The sequence below is a fragment of the Labrenzia sp. VG12 genome (assembly GCF_002237595.1).
Taxonomy (GTDB): Bacteria; Pseudomonadota; Alphaproteobacteria; order Rhizobiales; family Stappiaceae; genus Roseibium.
In genome coordinates, this window is the sequence record NZ_CP022529.1 from 2,608,781 (window position 1) to 2,630,010 (window position 21,230).

General features: G+C 59.7%; 15 protein-coding genes. 8 read left to right on the forward strand and 7 right to left on the reverse strand.

Features of this window, described 5'->3' with window-relative positions; translation table 11 throughout:
- Positions 1–718 precede the first annotated feature (718 nt).
- Complete coding sequence (locus CHH27_RS12230; protein WP_094071833.1) at positions 719–2,176, forward strand: MFS transporter; 1,458 nt, start codon at positions 719–721, stop codon at positions 2,174–2,176.
- 12 nt (positions 2,177–2,188) lie between these two features.
- On the opposite strand, the gene CHH27_RS12235 is transcribed toward CHH27_RS12230, so the two are convergent.
- Positions 2,189–3,652: an MFS transporter gene (locus CHH27_RS12235; RefSeq protein ID WP_094071834.1), complete on the reverse strand. Its 1,464-nt coding sequence runs from the start codon at positions 3,650–3,652 to the stop codon at positions 2,189–2,191.
- A gap of 195 nt (positions 3,653–3,847) precedes the next feature.
- On the opposite strand from CHH27_RS12235, the gene CHH27_RS27675 reads away from it, so the two are divergent.
- Positions 3,848–4,810, forward strand: a complete 963-nt coding sequence (locus tag CHH27_RS27675; RefSeq protein WP_157738891.1) for a M91 family zinc metallopeptidase — start codon at positions 3,848–3,850, stop codon at positions 4,808–4,810.
- 84 nt (positions 4,811–4,894) lie between these two features.
- Complete coding sequence (locus CHH27_RS12245) at positions 4,895–5,461, forward strand: hypothetical protein (protein WP_094071835.1); 567 nt, start codon at positions 4,895–4,897, stop codon at positions 5,459–5,461.
- A gap of 27 nt (positions 5,462–5,488) precedes the next feature.
- On the opposite strand, the gene CHH27_RS12250 is transcribed toward CHH27_RS12245, so the two are convergent.
- The 5 genes from CHH27_RS12250 to CHH27_RS12270 all read right to left on the reverse strand — a co-directional run bounded on the left by CHH27_RS12250 (position 5,489) and on the right by CHH27_RS12270 (position 12,566).
- Positions 5,489–6,697, reverse strand: a complete 1,209-nt coding sequence (locus tag CHH27_RS12250; RefSeq protein ID WP_157738892.1) for a DUF930 domain-containing protein — start codon at positions 6,695–6,697, stop codon at positions 5,489–5,491.
- 106 nt (positions 6,698–6,803) lie between these two features.
- The gene (locus CHH27_RS12255; protein WP_157738893.1) at positions 6,804–7,367 is read right to left on the reverse strand and encodes a hypothetical protein; all 564 of its coding nucleotides are present in this window, start codon (positions 7,365–7,367) and stop codon (positions 6,804–6,806) included.
- A 122-nt stretch (positions 7,368–7,489) separates the two neighbouring features.
- A complete protein-coding gene (rpoD, locus tag CHH27_RS12260; RefSeq protein ID WP_094071838.1) occupies positions 7,490–9,484 on the reverse strand; it encodes an RNA polymerase sigma factor RpoD in 1,995 nt (664 codons plus the stop codon).
- Positions 9,485–9,947: 463 nt separating this feature from the next.
- A complete protein-coding gene (dnaG, locus tag CHH27_RS12265) occupies positions 9,948–11,873 on the reverse strand; it encodes a DNA primase (RefSeq protein ID WP_094071839.1) in 1,926 nt (641 codons plus the stop codon).
- Positions 11,874–12,065: 192 nt separating this feature from the next.
- The gene (locus CHH27_RS12270; protein ID WP_198338409.1) at positions 12,066–12,566 is read right to left on the reverse strand and encodes a GatB/YqeY domain-containing protein; all 501 of its coding nucleotides are present in this window, start codon (positions 12,564–12,566) and stop codon (positions 12,066–12,068) included.
- A gap of 246 nt (positions 12,567–12,812) precedes the next feature.
- Here CHH27_RS12270 and carA point away from each other — a divergent pair, with 246 nt between their 5' ends.
- Together carA and CHH27_RS12280 are read left to right on the forward strand one after the other, a co-directional pair.
- Positions 12,813–13,994, forward strand: coding sequence for a glutamine-hydrolyzing carbamoyl-phosphate synthase small subunit (carA, locus tag CHH27_RS12275; RefSeq protein WP_094074705.1), 1,182 nt, complete (start codon positions 12,813–12,815; stop codon positions 13,992–13,994).
- 551 nt (positions 13,995–14,545) lie between these two features.
- Positions 14,546–15,382, forward strand: a complete 837-nt coding sequence (locus tag CHH27_RS12280; protein ID WP_157738894.1) for a DUF6134 family protein — start codon at positions 14,546–14,548, stop codon at positions 15,380–15,382.
- 98 nt (positions 15,383–15,480) lie between these two features.
- On the opposite strand, the gene CHH27_RS12285 is transcribed toward CHH27_RS12280, so the two are convergent.
- Complete coding sequence (locus CHH27_RS12285) at positions 15,481–15,918, reverse strand: MerR family transcriptional regulator (protein WP_094071842.1); 438 nt, start codon at positions 15,916–15,918, stop codon at positions 15,481–15,483.
- Between the two features lie 806 nt (positions 15,919–16,724).
- On the opposite strand from CHH27_RS12285, the gene CHH27_RS12290 reads away from it, so the two are divergent.
- The 3 genes from CHH27_RS12290 (at position 16,725) to greA (ending at position 21,135) form a co-directional block, all read left to right on the forward strand.
- The gene (locus CHH27_RS12290) at positions 16,725–17,003 is read left to right on the forward strand and encodes a helix-turn-helix transcriptional regulator (protein WP_094071843.1); all 279 of its coding nucleotides are present in this window, start codon (positions 16,725–16,727) and stop codon (positions 17,001–17,003) included.
- Positions 17,004–17,176: 173 nt separating this feature from the next.
- Positions 17,177–20,539 (forward strand): carbamoyl-phosphate synthase large subunit, encoded by a 3,363-nt coding sequence (gene carB, locus CHH27_RS12295; RefSeq protein WP_094071844.1) that lies wholly within the window; start codon positions 17,177–17,179, stop codon positions 20,537–20,539.
- A 122-nt stretch (positions 20,540–20,661) separates the two neighbouring features.
- On the forward strand, positions 20,662–21,135 hold the full coding sequence (gene greA / locus CHH27_RS12300; protein WP_094071845.1) for a transcription elongation factor GreA: 474 nt from the start codon (positions 20,662–20,664) through the stop codon (positions 21,133–21,135).
- Positions 21,136–21,230 lie beyond the last annotated feature (95 nt).

The following is a 21,230-nucleotide window of genomic DNA, read 5'->3' on the forward strand; positions in this document are numbered from 1 at the left end:
CAATGCTACTCGCGCGGCAACCACCTGCGCCCACTCAGCCGGTCTGTCTTCCAGCCACTTGCCGACATCATCCGGCTTTTCAAAAGTCAGTCTGTCCAAGTCACCCGCCCCCACTGCATCCGATCTTCAGATTGGCAAGGCGTACGCGCAACCGCAACTCTAAATGGGCGCAACCTGACCACAACCACCGACGCTCGACAGCAGCCCGGCAGACACCTACGGCTCTGCCAACCCCTGCCCCAACCTCCTTCCGGGTCATCCCGGACCCGCTCCGGGATCCAATCGTTTCCAGAGCCCTTGCCCTTTTGGCCCGGACGATGCGTGAGGTCCTCAGGTCCGAAAAAGCCAGCCAGCAAGGCGCGACCAATGGACCGCGGCTTGAAGTCAGGATCCTCTGTTTGGACGATCTGAATGCGCATTGGACTGCGTTGTCGAGCCGAAGGAACCTGCCGCCCCTGCGAACTGAAGCGCAACGGCCCCTCACTCGGCCTCACCCTGCAGGGGGCCAAAGGCCCGTCTCGAAGGATGTGCCAGCGAGCCAAATGCAGATCGTCCGCCTGGTCCGAACCTGCTAACCATCCTTCGAGACAGCGCGATCGCGCTTCCTCAGGATGACGACATTGAGGGAAGCGCAGCCGGGACAAATAAAAAATAATTTTCTTTTCTTATTCGACGCACCTACATATAAAAAGAAAAATCTTTTCTTATTGAGGTTGCCATGACCATCACGTCGCCAGCGCCATTGCCTGCCAGCCAATCCATTTTCTCCCCGGACCGTGCCGCCGGAACCCTGGCCCTGATGCTCGGGGTCGGGTCGCATGCGATCAACGGTTTTGTCACCACCGCCGTGTTGCCGGACATCATTCGCGACCTCGGTGGCCAGGACCGGGCCTTCTGGGTGTTTTCCTCCTTTGAGATGATGGCGATCCTGGCCGGCTGTCTGACCGGCGCCGCGAAAGTCAAATTCGGCGCTCGCCTTCCCTTCCTGCTGGCCACGCTGCTGCTTGCCGGCGGCTCGGTTCTGGCCGGCCTGTCGACATCTCTTGAAGGCCTCATTGCAGGCCGCGCGCTGCAGGGCTTTGGCGAAGGCATGATCATCGCGCTGTGTTATGCGCTGATCCCCGATCTGTTCCCGCAGACGCTTGTGCCCCGCGTGTTTGCGCTTCTCGCCGGGGTCTGGGCCCTGGCGGCCGGCCTCGGTCCGGTGTCCGCAGGCCTCCTGTCCGAACTCTGGTCCTGGCGCGCGGCCTTCCTGGTCAACCTGCCGCTGGTCGTGCTGTTGTTTGTGCTGATGAACACCGCCCTGCCCGCCAGCACCGCTCCTGCGGCGGCCCCGGCCAGCCATGAGGGCAGGCATGGCCGGTTCGTGCTGCGGCTCGCGCTGCTTGCCGTCAGCATCTTCCTTTTGACCGTCATCGGCGAACTGCATGAGCCCCTGCCTCTGGCTCTGACAATCCTGGCCGGGTTGACCGTCGCCGGACTGCTGTTGCGGATCGATGCGGCCAGCCCCAGGCGGCTCTTCCCGCGTGACGCCTTCCGCATCCGGACACTCATCGGCCTTGGTACCTGGATCGTCATCCTGATCTCGGTGGCCGCCGCAGTACGCGCGATTTTTGTCACCACGATCGGTCAGGTGCTTTGGGGCCTGAGCGTCACTCAGGCAAGTTATGTCGCCGCCCTGCTCGCCTTTTCCTGGTCGCTCTTCGCCTTCATCTCGTCACGGGCACCCGACCGCCAGCGCGAACTTCTTTATCTGGCGCTGGGGCCGTTCCTGATCGCAGGCGGCATGGCTCTGACAGCCCTGGCAATCGACAACGCCTCGCTTCCCGCCTTTGCGCTGGCAGCCGTTGTCACGGGCGCGGGTCACGGGCTCTGCAACCAGATCCTGATGCGTTCGCTGATGTATGGTGCAACCGGGCAAGACCAGAACCTTGTGTCCTCGATCCTGCCGACCATCTCCTCTGCCGGCATCGCCATTGGCGGTGGACTGACGGGCCTGCTCGCCATCATGACCGGACTTGTCGCGCCGGGCGAAGCAACCCTGGTCACAAAGGATGCCGTCATCCAGTCGGGCGCCGCCGTATTCTATCTCAATGCCGGGATTGCTCTGGTGCCTGCCCTCGCCATGCTGGTGCTGCGGCAACGGCTGATCCGGCAGGAACGGGTCCTGGACTGACGGCGCGGCCTGTCAGTCCAGTTGCGCGCCGCGCGTCTCGATGCGGTAACGCCAGGTGACGACGGCGCCAAGGACAGAGGTCACCACCAGAGCGGTCAGCAGCGTGCCGGTGCCGAGATCCTTCAGAAAGATCGGAAACAGGAACGCGGTCATCACCGCCCCGATCTTCGCGAAGGAGGCTGCAAACCCGGCCCCCATGCCGCGATAGGCAACTGGAAAGACCTCACCCGCGATCAGATAGGTCTGGGCGTTCGGTCCCAGGTTGGTCATGAAATTGAACAGCATGAAGCCCGCGAAAATCAGCGGGATCTGCCACTCCGGGCCAACAGTACCGCTGACCGCGGCAATGGCCAGTCCGGCAGCACAGCCCAGAAACCCGATGACCTGCAGTTTGACCCGGCCGACCCGGTCGGTGAGAACGATCGCGAAAAGGATGCCGACAATCAGAAGCACATCAATCAGCGCAGCCCCTCTGGCTGCCAGAAGGTCATTATAGACGAGATCGGCGACCGATCCTTCATGGGCTCGCTTGGCACCGATCGCGCTGGCCAGGATCACCGGTGTGAAAATCCCGATGCCGTAGGTGCCGAGATCCTGCAGGAACCAGGGCAAGGCGGCAAAGAGGGTTGCGCGGCGCAGCTTCCGGTCGCCAAGGAAGTGTTTCAGGCCAATTCTGGCTTGCACCGGATCGCCGGTCCCGGCTTGCCGCGCGAGTTTGATCTCGGCCGGGTAGACCGGTTGCCTGTGCAGCAGCTTCAAAAGCGCGGCCTCGGCGTCATTCACACGTCCCTGCACCATCAGCCAGCTGGCACTTTCCGGCACGAAAAAGCGGCCGATGAGCACAAGAGCAGCCGGCGCGACGGCCACCAGATACATCCAGCGCCAGGCGTGCAGGTCCGGAAACCAGGTCAGCGTCAGGAACGCAATGCCCGTGCCGCACATGGCGCCAATCGCCTGAAAACCGAATGCACCCAGCACCATCCGCCCGCGCGCCCGCGCCGGAAAGTTCTCCGAAATCACCATATGCGCGGTCGGATAATCACAACCTAGCGCCAGGCCGATGCCGAAGAGTGCCAGCAACGTCACGACAAGTCCCGGCGCTACGGAAAGAACCAGCAGGAAGACGATGAACAGGGCCATTTCGACGATGAACATGAAGCGGCGACCGAAGCGGTCGGCCAGGCCGCCAAGCGCCGTGGCACCAATCAGAATGCCGAACAGCACCGCGGAACTGACCAATCCGTGTTGCAAGGCGGTCAGTCCGAATTCGCGGCCGATCAGCGGCAAGGCGATGCCGGTCATGAAGATGACCATACCCTCGAAAAACTTTCCCGCGCAGGCCAGCCACCAGATCCGCCACTGCATTCCCGTCAGGACGGAGGCCTCGACCTTTGTACCGTCCCGCCATTGCGGTGTTTCCTCGATATAGGTTTGAGGACGCTGGCCTCCCGCAGGGTCCCGATGCACCGTGTCCATTCTGCCCCCATTGCCGTACCCGGGTTTCAAACCAGTCCAGGGACCTGCCGCAAGTTCAGGTCGGCGTGTCTGTCCAGACCGATCCCCCTGCGCCGGAGCTTACACCGGAAGCGCAAAAGTGTGACGTAGCGTCATTGACTAAAACCGGCCTGCAGCTGAAGATTTCCCTCAAGTTCATCTGACGGCGGAAGTTTCATGCAGTTTCCAGCAGCCCGCATTCTCGACATGCATACCTGCCCCATGTGCATGGGTGTGCCGGCCCCAATTGTCTACAAATGCGCCTGGACGGTCCTGACCGGCATGATGCCCCAGGCGCGCGTCACCGATCTGTGTGTCTGCGTCGGCCCGCCGCCTCCCATGGGCGGCGACCCGATCATCACCGGCGCCTGGACCGTTCTGGTGGAGAATCTGCCGGCCGCCCGGATGACCGACCTGACCCTGAAAGGCGGCGCCATCGTCACCGGCTTCCCGACCGTGCTGATCGGCACGCAGGGGGGTGGCGGTGCGGGCGGCGGCGGTGGGGGAGCTGGTATGGGCGCCCCGTCCAGTCTGACGCCGAAGCAGATTGCCGATCTGAAACGCAAGGCCTTGATGAACAAGATCAAGAACGGCCAGTCTTCCATCAAGATCGAAGGTTCCGACGCGTTCAAGGAAAAGGCTCTGGCCGCCCTCGACCGGCTGGCCCAGTCCCCGACCGGCATGAAACTGCTGCAGGCGCTCGATTCCAGCGACAAGACCACCACGATCAAGCAGGCCCCTGCAGGCAAGGGCAACACGGAAACGGCCGCCGACTGGAACAAGGGTCTCTATGACACCACCAACAACAAACCGGGGCCGGGCAGCGACAGCACGGTGCTGTTCAACCCGGACCGCGACAAGCTCAATGGTGAGGACTGGATGACCCGCGATCCGGCCATCGGCCTCGGCCACGAGCTGATCCACTCCTATCACGATGCCAACGGCACAACGGATGGCCGCAGCGAAGTGGAATATACCGATGCCGACGGTAACAAGCGCAAGGCCCCCGGCTATGAACTGCAGACAGTCGGCCTTGGCGAATACAAGGACAGCGAGCTGACGGAAAACAACATCCGCAAGGATTTCGACGAGCATGAAATCGGCAAGAACGATGAAGAACATCAACGTCCGCGCTATTGACGCCGTTTTGGCGGACACGGCAGCCTCGCGCTACCCGGCTATTTATGATCAAGTGATTGCAATCGAAATCAGGAGCGCGCGCCCATGCTGACCCTATCCGTCAAAACCGTTACGGCGGCCTATATCGCGCTGTCCTACCAGGTGACCAACACGGAGACGACCGACATTTACGTGGCCGATCTCCTCTACCAACCGGCAGCGGACGGCAGTCTGTCGATCGACCCGCGCACCGCCTATGTCATGCCCCAGGCCGACGGCACGCTTTATGCCGGCAAGCTCATCATGCGGATCCCGGACGGCATGAAGGTGGAAAGCCCGGAACTGCCCTATTTCCAGCGGCTTGGACCGGGTGAAACGATCTCCGGTGAAATCGTGCTCTCCAACCCGGCAAAAGCCTATCATCCTTATGACAGCTACCGGCTCGGCGAAACGCCTCAAGCAGTTGCACGCATCGTGTTCCAGATCGGCGTCATCCGCGGATCAGATCTGAAGCCCGGCGAAGCCACGTTGAGCCCCGCGCCTCAGGTCGGCCCCGGCTATTTCAAACCCGACTACGGTTTCGGCCTGGAATACCAGGTCACCGAACAGGCCGAGGCGGCGGCTCTGCCGCCCGGTGCAAGCTTCTTTCCAGTAGAGGCAATCGAACGCTGATCCGGTTGGCGTTTGCTCAGAGCCCCGCTAGAACCCGGTCAATCCACGTTCCAGCCACTGGCTCTGCGGGATCTCGTTGCCGATCTTGAAGGCGAATTTTTCAACGCGCGTGACGCCGCGATCCGTTTCGCAACGAAAGGCAACGTCGAACCAGCGGCCCAGGCTGCGGAATGCGGCTCCGCGGGGTTGAAGAACGTTGCCGGGCGGCGGGCGGAAGGAGGGCAGCAATTCCGGCGGCAACGCGCTGACCGACGCGATCTGCGCCCGCAGTTCGGTCATGCACAGAAGGTTCAGCCGCTGGCTTTCCGACATGCCGCGCATGGCGCTGCGGGCCTGGGGATCGTCCAGCAGGACCCGGGAAAAGAGCTCCCGCGCCGGCAACATGCCCGCCGGCACGCCTGACGATTGACCGGAATTTTGTCGTGTATCCTGACGGCGTGCTGTCCGGACGGGTGCCGCCGGTTTCACTCTGGGCGTTGCATCGGTTGCAATCGGACCGACAACGCCGAAATCATCGCGCGTCGCCTCCTCCGCAATGCCGACATCCTCCACCGCTTCCGTGCCCGAGGCGGCGTCAAAATCCTCTTCGACCGGCAGAGAAGCCGTCTCGACGCTCTCCGTCTCCTCCGGTTCGGTTTCGGTCTCGGCTGCGGTTTCCGGTTCGCCCTCCAACGGATCGGCCTCAGCCGTATCAACCTCCGCCGCCGCCTCATCTCCCGCAGGATCGGTTTCGGCAGGCTCCGTTTTGGCCGCGTCCTGCTCGGACGGCGCAGTCGTTTCTTCGCTCTCAGCCTCGGCAACGGCCTCCTCAGGCTCGGTCTCTTCGGGCGGCGTTTCGTCAGCGGTTTCCAGCGGCGCAGTGTTCTCTTCGCCAAACTCTTCCACCGCCAGTTCGATCGGCACCTCGGCAGGCGCTTCGACGGTCTCCGGCGGCGCTGGAGGCAGTGGTGGCGGCGGGGGAACTTCCTCCTCCTGAGCGGGCTCCGGTTCGGGCGTGGCTGCCTCCGGCACCTCTTCCGGAACAGGGACCGCCTCAGTGAGCGGCGGCACCAACTCCACTTCAACCGTATCCTGCAGCGGTTCGGTCACATGACCGGTGATGATCCCCGTCATCAACAAGGCGGCAAGACCATGCAGGACAAACGATGCCACAAGGCCCCAGCCGAATTCCTTGCGGTCATCGGGCCGGGGCGGCTCGTTGAAATGGTCCATGTCGGCAACAAGCGCCAATGCCAAGTCCTTGTTTCCAATAGGTCTCTTACACCGACCTAGATTGCATCGCTTCCCGCACGGCCCAAATTAGAAACTCTTTGCACCCAAAGCATCATCAGGTTGGAGCAAATCAATTGGTACGGGCGAACCGTTCTGGTTCATATTCGTCAGTATCATGTTCCGCATAACGAAAACCAAAACCAACTCCATATTCCGGCAGCTGCAGGATACGCCATAGTTCACTTTGCACATCTAGCGGATACAGATATGTCCCGGCATCGGGCATCAGGATGTGTTCCAGGTCCTTTTCCGAAACCGCGTCGAACTCGGCGGCGAAATTCCCTGCATTCTCCAACACCGGATTCGTTTGATCATCGGTCGGATCCTCCAGGAAATATCCCGGGCACGAATTGTAGTGGCTTATCTGTTCTCCCTGCTTAAAAAGCTGAACTTCCAAGACGGCGTCATCATGACAAAGAACAGACAACGCAACGCCGCCATAACGTGACGAAGCCCACTTCAAAAAGGCCCGGATCCGTTCCTGATCCTGCATGTCAATTCCTTCTTCTGAAAAGGTACACCAGCCCCCAAGAGATGGACCCACAACAGCGTTGCAGCTATTGCGCTTTAGATCCTCCAGCAAGGCTTCCCGGGAAGCGCCCTTGACGGTAATATTTGTATAAAAACTGCCCATTTACCCCTAATCCTCAAATCATCCAATCAATCGACTGCACGCAATTGTGACAACGTTCATATTAGCGCAACAAAAAAGCCGAAGCGTTGCTTCGGCTTTTCGCAGTAATATTTAAACTGACCTTAGCTGTCCAGGAACGAGCGCAGCTTGCGCGAGCGGCTCGGGTGTTTCAGCTTGCGGAGCGCCTTGGCCTCGATCTGGCGGATACGCTCGCGGGTCACCGAGAACTGCTGGCCGACTTCTTCCAGCGTGTGGTCGGTGTTCATGCCGATGCCGAAACGCATTCTGAGAACACGCTCCTCGCGCGGCGTCAGCGACGCCAGCACGCGGGTGGTGGTCTCGCGCAGGTTCGACTGAATCGCCGCATCGATCGGCAGAACCGCGTTCTTGTCCTCGATGAAATCGCCGAGATGGGAATCTTCCTCGTCGCCGATCGGCGTTTCGAGCGAGATCGGCTCCTTGGCGATTTTCAGAACCTTGCGAACCTTTTCCAGCGGCATCTGCAGCTTCTCGGCCAGCTCTTCCGGGGTCGGCTCACGGCCGATCTCGTGCAGCATCTGACGCGAGGTGCGCACGATCTTGTTGATCGTCTCGATCATGTGCACCGGAATACGGATCGTGCGGGCCTGGTCGGCAATCGAGCGGGTGATCGCCTGACGGATCCACCAGGTCGCATAGGTGGAGAACTTGTAGCCGCGGCGGTACTCGAATTTGTCGACCGCCTTCATCAGGCCGATATTGCCTTCCTGGATCAGGTCGAGGAACTGCAGGCCGCGGTTGGTGTATTTCTTGGCGATGGAGATCACGAGGCGCAGGTTGGCCTCGACCATTTCCTTCTTGGCGATGCGGGCTTCGCGCTCGCCTTTCTGCACCATGGCCACGATGCGGCGGAATTCGGTGATTTCCAGGCCCGTCTCGGTTGCCAGCGTCTGGATTTCCTGACGCAGCTCGCGGACGTTTTCCTTTTCCTTGGCGATGAAGTTCTTCCAGCCGCGGGTGGAGAGATTCGCCACCTTGCGCAGCCAGTTCGGATCCAGCTCGGCGCCCTGATACTGCTTCAGGAAGTCGGTGCGGTCGACATTGTAGCTGTCGGCCAGACGCAGCAGACGGCCTTCATAGCCCATCAGACGCTTGTTGATGTCATAGAGCTGGGCCACCAGGGCGTCGATACGGTTCTGGTTGAGCGACAGGCTCTTCACATCGACAATGATGTCTTCTTTCAGCTTCTTGTAGCGGCGCTCCTGGCTCGGGGAGAGCGTCTTGTTGGCCAGCTTGTTTTCGACCAGCTGGTCCTGCAGGCGGCGCAGCTTCTTGTAGTTGTCGGCGATGTTGTCGAAGGTTTCCAGGACACCCGGCTTCAGCTCGGCTTCCATGGCCGACAGGGAGACGTTGGATTCGAACTCGTCGTCATCCTCTTCGCCGTCGCCTTCGCCTTCCTCGTTTTCCGTGTTTTCGGAGGTTTCGCCGGAAGCCGGCTTCTCTTCGCCCTCGCCCGGTGCCACGTCGTCATTGGCAACTGCCGGACCGGCCTTGGCGTCCGGGCCGGCGTAGGTCGCTTCCAGGTCGATGATGTCACGCAGGAGGACCTGGGCTTCGTTGAGTTCGTCGCGCCAGATGATAATCGCCTGGAAGGTCAGCGGGCTTTCGCAAAGACCTGCAATCATGGCCTCGCGGCCGGCCTCGATCCGCTTGGCGATCGCAATTTCGCCCTCGCGGGACAGAAGCTCCACAGAGCCCATCTCGCGCAGATACATGCGTACCGGGTCATCGGTCCGGTCCGCCGGCTCCTTGGTATTACCGGTCTTGGCGACGGCCGTGGTGGTCGTGGTCGCCAGCTCGCCGCCGTCGACTTCTTCCGGACCGTCTTCGGCTTCGTCGGAGTCAATCACGTTGATGCCCATGTCGGACAGCATGGACATCGTGTCCTCGATCTTTTCCGAAGACACCTGTTCCGACGGCAGAACCTCGTTGAGTTCGTCATAGGTGACGTAGCCGCGCTTCTTGGCGGCTTTGATCATCTTCTTGACGGCAGCATCCGACAGGTCCAGCAGCGGGCCGTCCGCGCCTTCGCCGCTCTGTTCCTGAGTGTCGTCTGCTTGTGTCGCTTTGGCTACCATGTCGTGCTCCAGTTCGTGGCCTGACGGGCCACGCCGCGCCCCTAGTTTGGCTTCAACCCACGTCTTCCTCAGCGCGCCAGCTTCTGAAAGCGGCGGCGTCCAAAGGAATCAGTGTGGATAGGTTTGTAAGCCGTGTCCCTTAAGTCCCAATTAACCGTAGCTTTTTCGACATTGACAAGTTTCAGCATCGAGGCGGCGCACGGTCTTTCAAGTCCACATTCGAAGAACGAATGCCGAAGAGGTGTTCAAACGGGTTGCAGCTTTTATAAGACTATTGCCGCGAGCAGGCTTGAAGGCTGCGGCGCAGGAAGGCTGCAAAGGTTCTATTTAGCTCGACGCGCACGATTCGCAAGTGTGATTCGTCACAGGTCAATTGGAAAATGCGTTTTTTTGAAGCCGCAACCGCCTGAAACCGGAAAATGAGGCGTTCTGCCGGCCGGCAAACGACCGATATCTCTGCCACCTATCCTGCGGCTGCCGCAGGCGGTGCGGTCCTGATCTTCTTGGCCCGTTCTGCCAGATCACCCTCGTCCCGCGCACATTCCTCGCGCCGGCGGCTGAGATCCTGCGTCAGCGCCTGTATCCGCGACCAGGAATGCTCGTCCAGTTCGTCATCGGCCACCGCCAGTTCAGACGCCAGCTCCTCTTCCAGCGCATTGAGCTCAAGCACATCAAGGAAATGCAGAAAAGCCGCCTCGATGAAATCCTCCGGCGGGTTGGATTTGAGCAGCGGGAACCGGTGGATCAGGGCGGAGAATTCTGCGCCCTTCTGTTCCTGCAGGCCGATGGTCTCCGCCATCATCTCCGACATGATATCCCGGAGCGGTTCCTCGAACCCACCTGTCAGATCGGCAATCGGCGCCACTTCGAGATCGTCGACAATCCGGCACAGGACATCGCGCAGCTGGGAATGCAACTCGTTGGCAAACGGGATCCTGGAAAAGCGTTCGAAGTTCCGGTCGAGCAAATGCGGGTAGCGCATGCTCAATCCAAGCACCAGGCGCTCCGTTCCGAAATCATCGCTGGCAGCGACGCGTTCCCGGGCGATCCCGAGAGAAGGAACGGTTTCCGCAGCCTTGCCGCCTTTTCGGCTTTGCCGGGACTGTTCGAAAAAGAAGTTCGACAGTTTGAATTTCAGATCGAGCTGGTAGCGCCGGCGCACCCTCTCGTCTCGGATGGTCCCGATCAGATCGTCGAACCGCTTTTCCAGAGCGGCTTTGCGCTCCGGCGTGTCGAGGCGCGCAACAGACGTTTCCCGGTCCCAGACCACGTCGAACAGGGACTGCGCGCGGGCGACCTCCTCGTGGAAGCCGCTCAGGCCGCGCTGCTTGACCAGATCGTCCGGGTCCATGCCGTCGGGCAGAAAGCTGAACTGGAAGGAATAGCCGCTCTTCAGAACCGGAAATATCCGGTCGATCGCGCGGTGGGCTGCCGCAACACCGGCGGCGTCGCCGTCAAAGCAGATCACCGGTTCGGGTGCGAATTTCCAGAGCCGGACAACCTGGTCCTCGGTGAAGGCGGTGCCGAGCGAAGCGACAACGTGGTGGATACCTGCCTGCCACAGTGCGATGGCATCAAGGTAGCCTTCAACCACCACGGCCTCGCCGGACTTGAAGGCCGGCTCCCGCGCCCGGTGCGCATTGAACAGCATGATGCCCTTGTGAAAGAGCGGCGTTTCCGGCGAGTTGAGATATTTCGGCTGCCCGTCGGGCGACAGCGTTCGTCCGCCAAAGGCAACCACCCGGCCCCGGTCGTCCTGGATCGGGATCATCAGACGGCCGCGAAACCGGTCGTAGGACGGTCGCCCGTTTTCCGGCTGGATCACGAGCCCCGCCTCGATCATCGCCGGCTCGGGGATTTCCCGCGCCGCCAGGAAGGATTTCAGTGCGTCCCGGCTGTCGGGCGCAAAACCGAAGCGGAATTCGCGCAAGGTCTCTGCTACAAGACCGCGCTTGGCGCAGTAAGCCCGCGCCGTTTCCCCACGCGGACCGGCATATTCATGTTGGAAGAATTGCGCAGCCATCTCGCAGATATCCGCCAGGCCGGCGCGCTTCTTCTCACGCCTGGCAGCTTGCGGATCCGGTGCCGGCAGCGCCACACCGGCCTGTTCGGCCAGCCGCTCCACCGCTTCGGGAAAATTCAGTCCCTCGGTTTCGCAGACGAAGGTGAAATGATCGCCGGACGCCCCGCAACCAAAACACTTGTAGCGGTTGCGGCGGTCGTCGACGTGAAAACTCGGGCTCTTTTCCTGATGAAACGGGCAGCAGGCCCAATAGTCGCCCTTGCCGGGCTGGGTCTTGCGCCGGTCCCAGGTCACGCGCCGGCCCACAAGATCCGACAGGGTTAGCCGGGCCCGGATTTCATCAAGAAGTCGCGGTTCAAAGCGCATGAAGAGACTGGTTTCCGATCGTCAGAGAAGCTCCGGCCATGACAGACGCAGTGCGCCCGACCAAACCGGCTTCCAAAATAGAATGACTTTGAAGACGTTTCCAGAGCGGCCGGACTGCCGGTCCGGGGCTCTGGATTATCTGTGAAGAACCCTGAAGGCGCCCGAAGCCCCCTGTTAGCCCTTGTGCCCGGATCAGGTGCTTCCCTTGCCGTCCGAACCGTTTTCCGTTCTGGAGGCGCTATCTGCCCTCAGCATGTCCTTTACGACGCTGGAGGCCTGCATGAAGTCCATTTTCCCCGGATAACGGGTCTTCAATTCGCTCATGCAGCGGCCGATATCTCTGAGGCCATGCGCATCGATGTCCTTGACCATCTCCTGGCAGATGGTCCGCATTTCGTCTTCGCTGAGCTGTTCGGGCAGAAACTCGCGGATAATGTCCTGCTCGGTCCGTTCCTGTTCGGCCAGATCCAGCTGACCTCCGCTTTCGAATTCCACCGCCGAGATTTCCCGCTGACTGATCATTTTCTGAAGAATTTCAATCACTTCAGCTTCATTGACGCCATCCTTGCCCGTCTCGCGGGCAGCCGCTTCCCGGTCCTTGACCGCGGTCTGCATCAACCGCAGGGTCGCGCATCTGCGTTTGTCGCCATCATCTTGCGCCGCCTTCAGGGCAGCATTGATTCTGTCGCGCATTTCCTGGCGCATGGTTTAACCCCACCCCTGCCGCGCTGAGACGAAGCGCGCATCGGCGCCCACTGCAACTCTCAGCCAAGTCATTGAATTTTAAAGATCTTTTTTCAGAGGATCAATATTGACGATCCAAGCCGCTTCCCATAGAGTCCCGCGCTTAATGCAGACGGCCATTTGCGGGCTTTAGGGCCCACCCAAGACGCCTTTCCTGCAGCGCATGATGTCACCAACAAGATCTGGAAACAAGACATGACGACTGCAGACGCATGGTCCAAGACCCCGGCGACCGCCCTGCTTGTGCTCTCCGACGGCAGCGTGATCGAGGGACAGGGCCTCGGCGCCACTGGCCAAGCCGTTGGTGAGATTTGTTTTAACACCGCCATGACCGGCTACCAGGAGATCCTGACCGATCCGTCCTATTCCGGTCAGATCATCACCTTCACTTTTCCCCATATCGGCAATGTCGGCGCCAATGATGAGGACATCGAGACCGTCAACATGGCGGCCGAGAGCGGCATTCGCGGCGTTGTGCTGGCGGCCGGCATCACCGATCCGGCCAACTACCGCGCCGCAAAGCATCTCGATGCCTGGCTCAAGAGCCGGAACCTGATCGGCATCAGCGGCGTCGATACGCGCGCCCTGACCGCCCTCATCCGCGAAAAGGGTGTTCCGAACGGCGTCATTGCCCATGCACCAGACGGCGAATTCGATCTGGACAGCCTGAAAACGGCTGCTTCCAACTGGCCTGGCCTCGTCGGCATGGACCTGGCCAAGGACGCCTCAACCACCCAGTCCCATCCATGGTCGCAAACCACATGGAAGTGGGACGAAGGCTTTGGCGAGGCTACAAGCAGCACGTTCAAGGTCGTTGCGGTCGACTACGGCATCAAACGGAACATCCTGCGCCTGCTCGCTGATGCCGGCTGCGATGTCACCGTGCTCCCGGCGACGGCAACGGCTGAGGACATTCTGGCCCATCAGCCGGATGGTGTGTTCCTGTCCAACGGTCCGGGTGACCCGGCTGCGACCGGAGAATACTCGGTTGCCGCCATTCGCGGGGTGGTCGACAAGGGCGTTCCGACCTTCGGCATCTGCCTTGGCCACCAGATGCTGGCACTCGCGCTCGGCGGCAAGACGGTGAAAATGCACCAGGGCCACCATGGCGCCAACCATCCGGTTTTCGACCACACCACCGGCAAGGTGGAAATCACGTCGATGAACCATGGGTTCGCTGTCGACGCCGACAGCCTGCCGGACAATGTCGAGCAGACTCACGTCTCCCTGTTCGACGGCTCCAACTGTGGCCTCGCGATGAAAGACAAGCCTGTCTTTTCCGTCCAGTACCACCCGGAAGCCTCTCCGGGTCCGCAGGACAGCCACTATCTCTTCAAGAGGTTCACCGGCCTGATGGAAGACGCAAGGCAGGGCTGAGCCCTCCCCGGTAAACATCGACAGACCTTGAAGATACGCCGGCTCGCCAGAGCCGGCGTTTTTCATGTCGGTGCGGTGGAACCGGTACGCGTCGCCTCCGCGGCGCCGAGGAACGCGCCACATACCAATGTAGATTTCCTGCCGTGACCCCACGAGACAGGGCCGTCCCTGCAAGCAGAGACATCATCGGTCTTCAGCCCCTCCCGGAGTTCTGTCGACTTCGGTCAGCCGGTCCGGCGAGGCCTGCCTGGATGTTTTGCATCCGGCCCGGATACCGCCTTGCGCCCTCCCGCGTACCCCTGCTCGTGCCCTTGCCATTGCTGTTGCCCTCGCACGCGCCCTCAATTGACCTCTTTCGCAAATCGGTGTAGCAAGCCATAAATACGAACGAACGTTCGCTCAATATTTTTCCAGCGGGCTCCCCGGACCCGACCGCCGGGTTCAAGGGGCAGACGCAGAACACAGAGGTCGTGGCGCCGGTACAGCATGCATTTCAAGGACTTGAGCGCTGTGCCGGTCAAATTCCAGACAAGTCATTTAAGGGACAATCAATGCAATTCGGTGTAATGCAAAAAATCCTTCAGGCCATCCTGGCGCTGGCGCTGTTTTCCATGTGCCCGCCCGTTATGGCCCAAACCCTCAAGCACTACGATCTGCTTCTCGACGATAAGAAGATCGGAGGCGTCACGATGAAGACAGATGATCTTGCGCAGGGAGGACGCAAGGTCACACAGTTTCTCCGGATCAAGACGGGTGGTTTCTGGGGCAAGATCGATATCCGGGGCACGCTGGAAGAGCGTATTTCCGCTTCAGGGCAACTTCTGGAAGCCAGCAACGAACTGAAAGAGAACAAGAAGGTCTTCTGGAGCAAGCTTCAGCTCTCGGGCGAGGAATACCTGTCCTTTCGCTCCCAGATGAAGGACAAGGGCGAGAAGGACATGGACGAACTGAAAGACCTGGCGACAGGCGTTGCCACCTTTCTCGTTCCAGAGGTCGGTGACGTGATTGAAATCGGAACCTTGCTCTTATCCGACGACAAGAATTCGCCCCGGAACGACAGATTGACCGCCAGCAGTTTCGACACCAGCCTTGTCGGGCTGCCTTTCTACTGGCAGCGTAATGCCTTTCGCCTGCCCGGAAACCTGCGCATTTTCGACACGCAGGACATGGTGATCCTCATGGCCAAGGTGGAAGATCTGGGAACAGAGCACCTGGTGTCAGGGACGAAGCAGATCCCGGCAAGACACTATCGGCTCAAGGTCAAGGGCACCGATCCGATTGATGTCTGGTTGTTCCGTTCGGCAGACGGCCACGCCTATTTTGCCAAATTGACCGGCAAGGAAGACGGCAGTCTGTTTCAGGTCTGCCTGCAGGCCGGCCAGCAGTAAACTCAGCGACCAGCTACAGAAGCAAAGATTGCCAAACACCAACAAAAAAGACCCGGCATGTTCCCATGCCGGGTCTCGCGCCACTCACCTGGAGTGTATCAGGCGACCAGTTCGTCGAAGGCCGACAGGATCTGTTCGACTTCAGCGACCTGCTCATCAAGCATTTGCTTCTGCTCGATCAGGATATCCTGCTGTGCGCGGCAGATTTCCTGAAGTTCTTTATACTGGTCGTTGCGATTGCCATTGCCTTCCACCAGCTTGATGACCCGGCGGATCTCGGCAAGGGTCAGACCGATTTTCTTGGCCTGCAGGATGACCCGCATCCGTGAGACGTCGCGCGCACCGTAAAATCGGCGAGCGCCTTTGCGCACGGGATTGAGGAGACCTTTTTCCTCATAGAAACGAAGTGTGCGGAGCGTTACATCAAACCGTTCCGACATTTCGGAAATCGCAAGAGCGCGATCTTCCAGAACCACTTCCTGTCCCGGACCTGCAATATCCGGGATCACGACCATTTTGGTTGCTACATTGTTCATACTTTTAAGCCCGATCTTGTCTTTTTGTTCCAAGTCTGGCTGGGTCTTGCAGCACTCCCGACCTTCCGGTCCCACCTCCGGTCAATCGGGTCCCACTAGCACGGCAATAACAGCCTCTGTAGCTTGAAGCGCAATGCTCACCGCTCAAGAAGCTCCCAACAGCAAACTCATAGGAGACTAAGCAGTAGTCTAATACACCGGATCGATAGTTAAAATCTACGGAAAAATTGGAAATATTGCAGATTTTCCGCAGAAGTTTCAGATAAGGAAAAACAAAATCTCGCCACCAAACCAAAAGAACACGCAACAGGGAATGGTTATTTCCAAAGATAATTACCCCTGATGGCCATAAATATGAATTATCGATAATCTAAATCTAATAAATAAACTTTTTTGGAATTGGCTTATCCCCGACGAATTTTCTTAACCCCACGGCAACGCACACCGGAAAACTACTTAAATCTCTTTGTGTTAACCCTGACATTTATTACAGGATGCTAAAAACCCTTAGGGCATATGTAGAATATAATTTCAAACCAAACAGTTTGGAATCTTTCCAAAAACTTCCCTAAAGTCCGAAAAATCCGATCCAAAACGATGCGTTGCTCAAACGTTGCTGTAAATCTGCATTGTGTTATTCATTTTTGCATTTGGGCCGTCGCAGCACGACCCAAAAGCGCACAAAAAGAGCACATTGTGCACTTCTTGATTGACAATTCGGCACCAAGGTTATTTCTGTCAAGAAATAGGGGACGTGCGCTGCAACAAGCGGCGCATGAAACCAAGGCATTCCGGAATAAGACAAAATGGCCGATTCGAAATCCAAAGACCCTGTACCCGGCATGACCCCGCAGCAGTTCCGCCACTGGCGGCGCGCACTCGGCCTTAAGCAGAAAGACGCCGCGGACCGGCTCGGTCTGAAGAAGCGCATGATCCAGTATTATGAAAAGGGCAATCGAGACGGCCGACCGGTCGAGATCCCCAAATCCATCCGTCTTGCCTGTTACGCGCTGTCCAATGGAATAGGCGACTTTGACGGCCAGACGACCGTTCCGTTGCCGCTGGAAATCAAGGACTCCGAATAAAGTCGCATTTCTGCTCCGGAAAACGTCATCTTCCGGTCCAGGCGGGGTTTCCTAGCGCGCCGCTTTTCCCTATAAGACGCGCTCAGCCAACATTGTCATTCACCTCAAGTCAGGTTCAGACCGAATAACGCCCGTTCGTTATCCGGACTGGCCGCTGCGAGCTGCGAGCCGAGATGCCCAAACGCACAGATATCTCTTCTATCCTGATCATTGGTGCCGGTCCGATTGTCATCGGCCAGGCCTGCGAATTCGACTATTCCGGCACCCAGGCCTGCAAGGCGCTGCGCGAAGAAGGTTACCGCATCATCCTGGTGAACTCGAACCCGGCGACGATCATGACCGATCCGGACCTGGCCGATGCCACCTATATCGAGCCGATCACACCGGAACTGGTCGCCAAGATCATCGAGAAGGAGCGCCCCGACGCGCTGCTGCCGACCATGGGCGGACAGACTGCGCTGAACTGCGCCCTCGATCTTGAGGAAATGGGTGTCCTGGAAAAATACGGCGTCGAAATGATCGGTGCCCGCGCAGACGTCATCGAGAAGGCGGAAGACCGGGAAAAGTTCCGGGCCGCCATGGACAAGATCGGGCTGGAAAACCCGCGCGCCGCAATCGCCTCCTCACCGGCAATCAGGGACGACAACGGCAAGATCAGCGGCTACGACCGCAACGCAGGCTACCTGGAAGCCATGCGCGCCCTCGACGAGATCGGCCTGCCGGCCATCATCCGCCCGGCCTTCACCCTGGGCGGCACCGGCGGCGGCGTTGCCTATAACAGGGAAGAATACGAGACCATCGTGCGCTCCGGCATCGATGCCTCCCCGGTCGGACAGGTCCTGATCGACGAGAGCCTTCTCGGCTGGAAGGAATATGAAATGGAAGTGGTCCGCGACAAGGCGGACAACTGCATCATTATCTGCTCCATCGAAAACGTCGATCCCATGGGCGTGCATACCGGTGATTCGATCACCGTGGCACCAGCACTGACCCTGACCGACAAGGAATACCAGATCATGCGCGACGCCTCGATTGCGGTGCTGCGCGAGATCGGCGTGGAAACCGGCGGCTCCAACGTGCAGTTCGCCGTCAATCCGGACACTGGCCGGCTGGTTGTCATCGAGATGAACCCGCGCGTGTCGCGCTCGTCCGCCCTCGCCTCCAAGGCCACCGGCTTCCCGATCGCCAAGATCGCGGCGAAGCTGGCCGTCGGTTACACGCTGGACGAGCTGGAGAACGACATCACCGGCGGCGCGACCCCGGCTTCCTTCGAGCCGACGATCGACTATGTCGTCACCAAGATTCCGCGCTTTGCCTTCGAAAAGTTCCCGGGCTCCGAACCCTATCTGACCACGGCGATGAAATCGGTCGGCGAAGTCATGGCGATCGGCCGGACTTTCAACGAGAGCCTTCAAAAGGCCCTGCGCGGCCTGGAAACCGGTCTGAACGGCCTCGACGAGATCGACATTCCGGGGCTGGACCAAGGCGACGACCGCAACGCCATGCGCGCGGCTGTTTCGACGGCGACCCCGACGCGTCTTCTGAGCGTCGCCCAGGCCATGCGGCTGGGCATGAGCGTGGAAGAGGTCTACCAGGCCAGCGGCATCAACACCTGGTTCCTGGAGCAGATGGCCGACATCCTGGCGATGGAAGCCAAGGTGCGCAACATCGGCCTGCCGCAGGATGCGGACAATCTGCGCAAGCTGAAATCGATGGGCTTCTCCGATGCGCGGCTGGCGAGCCTTGCCGGCCTCGACGAAAGCGACGTCAAGAAGCTGCGCCAGGACCTGGACGTGCATCCAGTCTACAAGCGCATCGACACCTGCGCCGCCGAATTCGCTTCGCCCACCGCCTATATGTATTCAACCTATGAAGCCCCCTTCATGGGCGCACCGGCTTGCGAAGCCGATCCGTCCGACAGGAAGAAGGTGGTCATCCTGGGCGGTGGCCCGAACCGGATCGGCCAGGGCATCGAGTTCGACTATTGCTGCTGTCACGCCGCCTTCGCGCTTGAGGACGCCGGTTACGAAACCATCATGGTCAACTGCAACCCGGAAACCGTCTCCACCGACTATGACACTTCCGACCGGCTCTATTTCGAACCGCTGACGGCCGAGGACGTTCTGGAGATCATCCGCAAGGAGCAGGAAAACGGAACTCTACACGGCGTTATCGTCCAGTTCGGCGGCCAGACGCCCCTGAAGCTGGCCCAGGCGCTGGTCAAGGCCGATGTGCCAATCCTCGGCACATCGCCGGACATGATCGACCTTGCAGAAGACCGTGACCGGTTCCAGAAGCTTCTGATCAAACTGGACCTGAAGCAGCCGGAAAACGGCATTGCCTATTCCGTCGAACAGGGCCGCCTGATTGCAGGCCAGCTCGGCCTGCCGCTCGTCGTACGTCCGTCCTACGTGCTGGGTGGCCGTGCCATGCAGATCATCCGCGACGAGGAAGCGCTCAACTCCTACCTGCTCGGTACCCTGCCCGAGCTGGTACCGGCGGAAGTGCGCGCCAAGTATCCGAACGACAAGACCGGCCAGATCAACACGGTGCTGGGCACCAATCCGCTGTTGTTCGACCGTTACCTGGACGGCGCCATCGAGGTCGATGTCGATGCGCTCTGCGACGGCAAGGACGTCTTTGTCTGCGGCATCATGGAGCATATCGAGGAAGCCGGCATCCACTCCGGCGACAGTGCCTGTTCGCTGCCACCTTTCTCGCTCGGCGAAGACATGCTGAACGAGCTGAAGCGGCAGACCAGGGCGCTGGCCCTGGCGCTGGAAGTCGGCGGCCTGATGAACGTTCAATACGCGATCAAGGACGGCGAGATCTTCGTTCTGGAAGTGAACCCGCGTGCCTCCCGAACCGTGCCGTTCGTCGCCAAGACCATCGGGGCTCCGGTCGCCAAGATCGCCAGCCGCGTCATGGCCGGCGAGAGCCTGGCCTCCTTCGGCCTTAGCGATCGCAAATACGACCACATTGCGGTCAAGGAAGCCGTGTTCCCCTTCGCCCGTTTTCCGGGCGTCGACACCATTCTCGGTCCGGAAATGCGTTCCACCGGCGAGGTCATGGGTCTGGACACCGCCTTCGGCAAGGCATTCGCCAAGTCGCAGATCGGCTGCGGCACCGGCGTTCCGGGCGAAGGCACCGTCTTCGTTTCCATGCGGGACCAGGACAAGGCAGGTGTGCTTGAGGCCGTGAAGAGCCTCGAGGAAGCCGGCTTCACCATCATCGCCACCGGTGGCACCCAGAAATTCCTGGAGGACCAGGGCATCGCGGTCAGGAAGATCAACAAGGTGCTTGAAGGCCGGCCACATATCGTCGATGCTATCAAGAATGGCGAAGTCCAGCTTGTCTTCAACACCACCGAAGGCGCGCAGGCCATCTCCGACAGCCGGTCGATGCGCCGGGCAGCCCTCCTGAACAAGGTTCCGTATTACACGACCCTTGCAGGTTCGGTTGCAGCGGCCAAAGGCATTACCGCCCACAAAGCGGGGAGCCTTGAAGTAAGACCTTTACAATCCTACTTCGGCTAAGGCTAATATACTCATTGACCGGCCGGGAAAGCGCGCCTTTCCCGGCTTGGTTTGTTTTTGTTAAAGCGCGGTCCTTGAAGAAGAGCAAAATAAGGACCCAATAAGTTGAAGGTCTGAGACCCATGGAAAAAGTTCCGATGACCTCCGCCGGTTACAAAATGCTTCAGGACGAGCTGAAGGAACGTACCACGGTTGAGCGTCCGCGCATCGTCGATGCGATTGCAGAAGCGCGCGCACATGGCGACCTGTCGGAAAACGCCGAATACCATGCGGCGAAGGAAGCCCAGAGCCTCAACGAAGGCCGTATTGCGGAACTGGAAGACAAACTTTCGCGCGCCGAGGTCATTGATGTGACCAAACTCAGCGGCGACACCGTGAAATTCGGCGCGACCGTGTCCCTGATTGATGAAGACACGGAAGAAGAGAAGAAATACATGATCGTTGGAGATGTCGAATCCGACGTGAAGCACAACAAGGTCTCGATTTCTTCCCCGATTGCACGTGCCCTGATCGGCAAATCTGTGGGTGACAGCGTTGAAGTCGCCGCACCGGGCGGTGCTCGTTCCTACGAGATCGTTGAAGTTCAGTTCGTCTGATCGCTTGTCTGCGCCGGTTTGTCCGGGGCAACTGATATTCCCCTTTGACGCGTGCCGGTCGCCCGCTAAGGTAGCAGTCGGTACGTGTCGGAGGG

Excerpts from the sequence above, each read along its gene's own strand:
- CHH27_RS12230 (WP_094071833.1), top strand. The coding sequence starts at position 719 with ATGACCATCACGTCGCCAGCGCCATTGCCTGCCAGCCAATCCATTTTC.
- CHH27_RS12235 (WP_094071834.1), bottom strand. The coding sequence starts at position 3,652 with ATGGACACGGTGCATCGGGACCCTGCGGGAGGCCAGCGTCCTCAAACC.
- CHH27_RS27675 (WP_157738891.1), top strand. The coding sequence starts at position 3,848 with ATGCAGTTTCCAGCAGCCCGCATTCTCGACATGCATACCTGCCCCATG.
- CHH27_RS12245 (WP_094071835.1), top strand. The coding sequence starts at position 4,895 with ATGCTGACCCTATCCGTCAAAACCGTTACGGCGGCCTATATCGCGCTG.
- CHH27_RS12255 (WP_157738893.1), bottom strand. The coding sequence starts at position 7,367 with ATGGGCAGTTTTTATACAAATATTACCGTCAAGGGCGCTTCCCGGGAA.
- rpoD (WP_094071838.1), bottom strand. The coding sequence starts at position 9,484 with ATGGTAGCCAAAGCGACACAAGCAGACGACACTCAGGAACAGAGCGGC.
- dnaG (WP_094071839.1), bottom strand. The coding sequence starts at position 11,873 with ATGCGCTTTGAACCGCGACTTCTTGATGAAATCCGGGCCCGGCTAACC.
- CHH27_RS12270 (WP_198338409.1), bottom strand. The coding sequence starts at position 12,566 with ATGCGCGACAGAATCAATGCTGCCCTGAAGGCGGCGCAAGATGATGGC.
- carA (WP_094074705.1), top strand. The coding sequence starts at position 12,813 with ATGACGACTGCAGACGCATGGTCCAAGACCCCGGCGACCGCCCTGCTT.
- CHH27_RS12280 (WP_157738894.1), top strand. The coding sequence starts at position 14,546 with ATGCAATTCGGTGTAATGCAAAAAATCCTTCAGGCCATCCTGGCGCTG.
- CHH27_RS12285 (WP_094071842.1), bottom strand. The coding sequence starts at position 15,918 with ATGAACAATGTAGCAACCAAAATGGTCGTGATCCCGGATATTGCAGGT.
- CHH27_RS12290 (WP_094071843.1), top strand. The coding sequence starts at position 16,725 with ATGGCCGATTCGAAATCCAAAGACCCTGTACCCGGCATGACCCCGCAG.
- carB (WP_094071844.1), top strand. The coding sequence starts at position 17,177 with ATGCCCAAACGCACAGATATCTCTTCTATCCTGATCATTGGTGCCGGT.
- greA (WP_094071845.1), top strand. The coding sequence starts at position 20,662 with ATGGAAAAAGTTCCGATGACCTCCGCCGGTTACAAAATGCTTCAGGAC.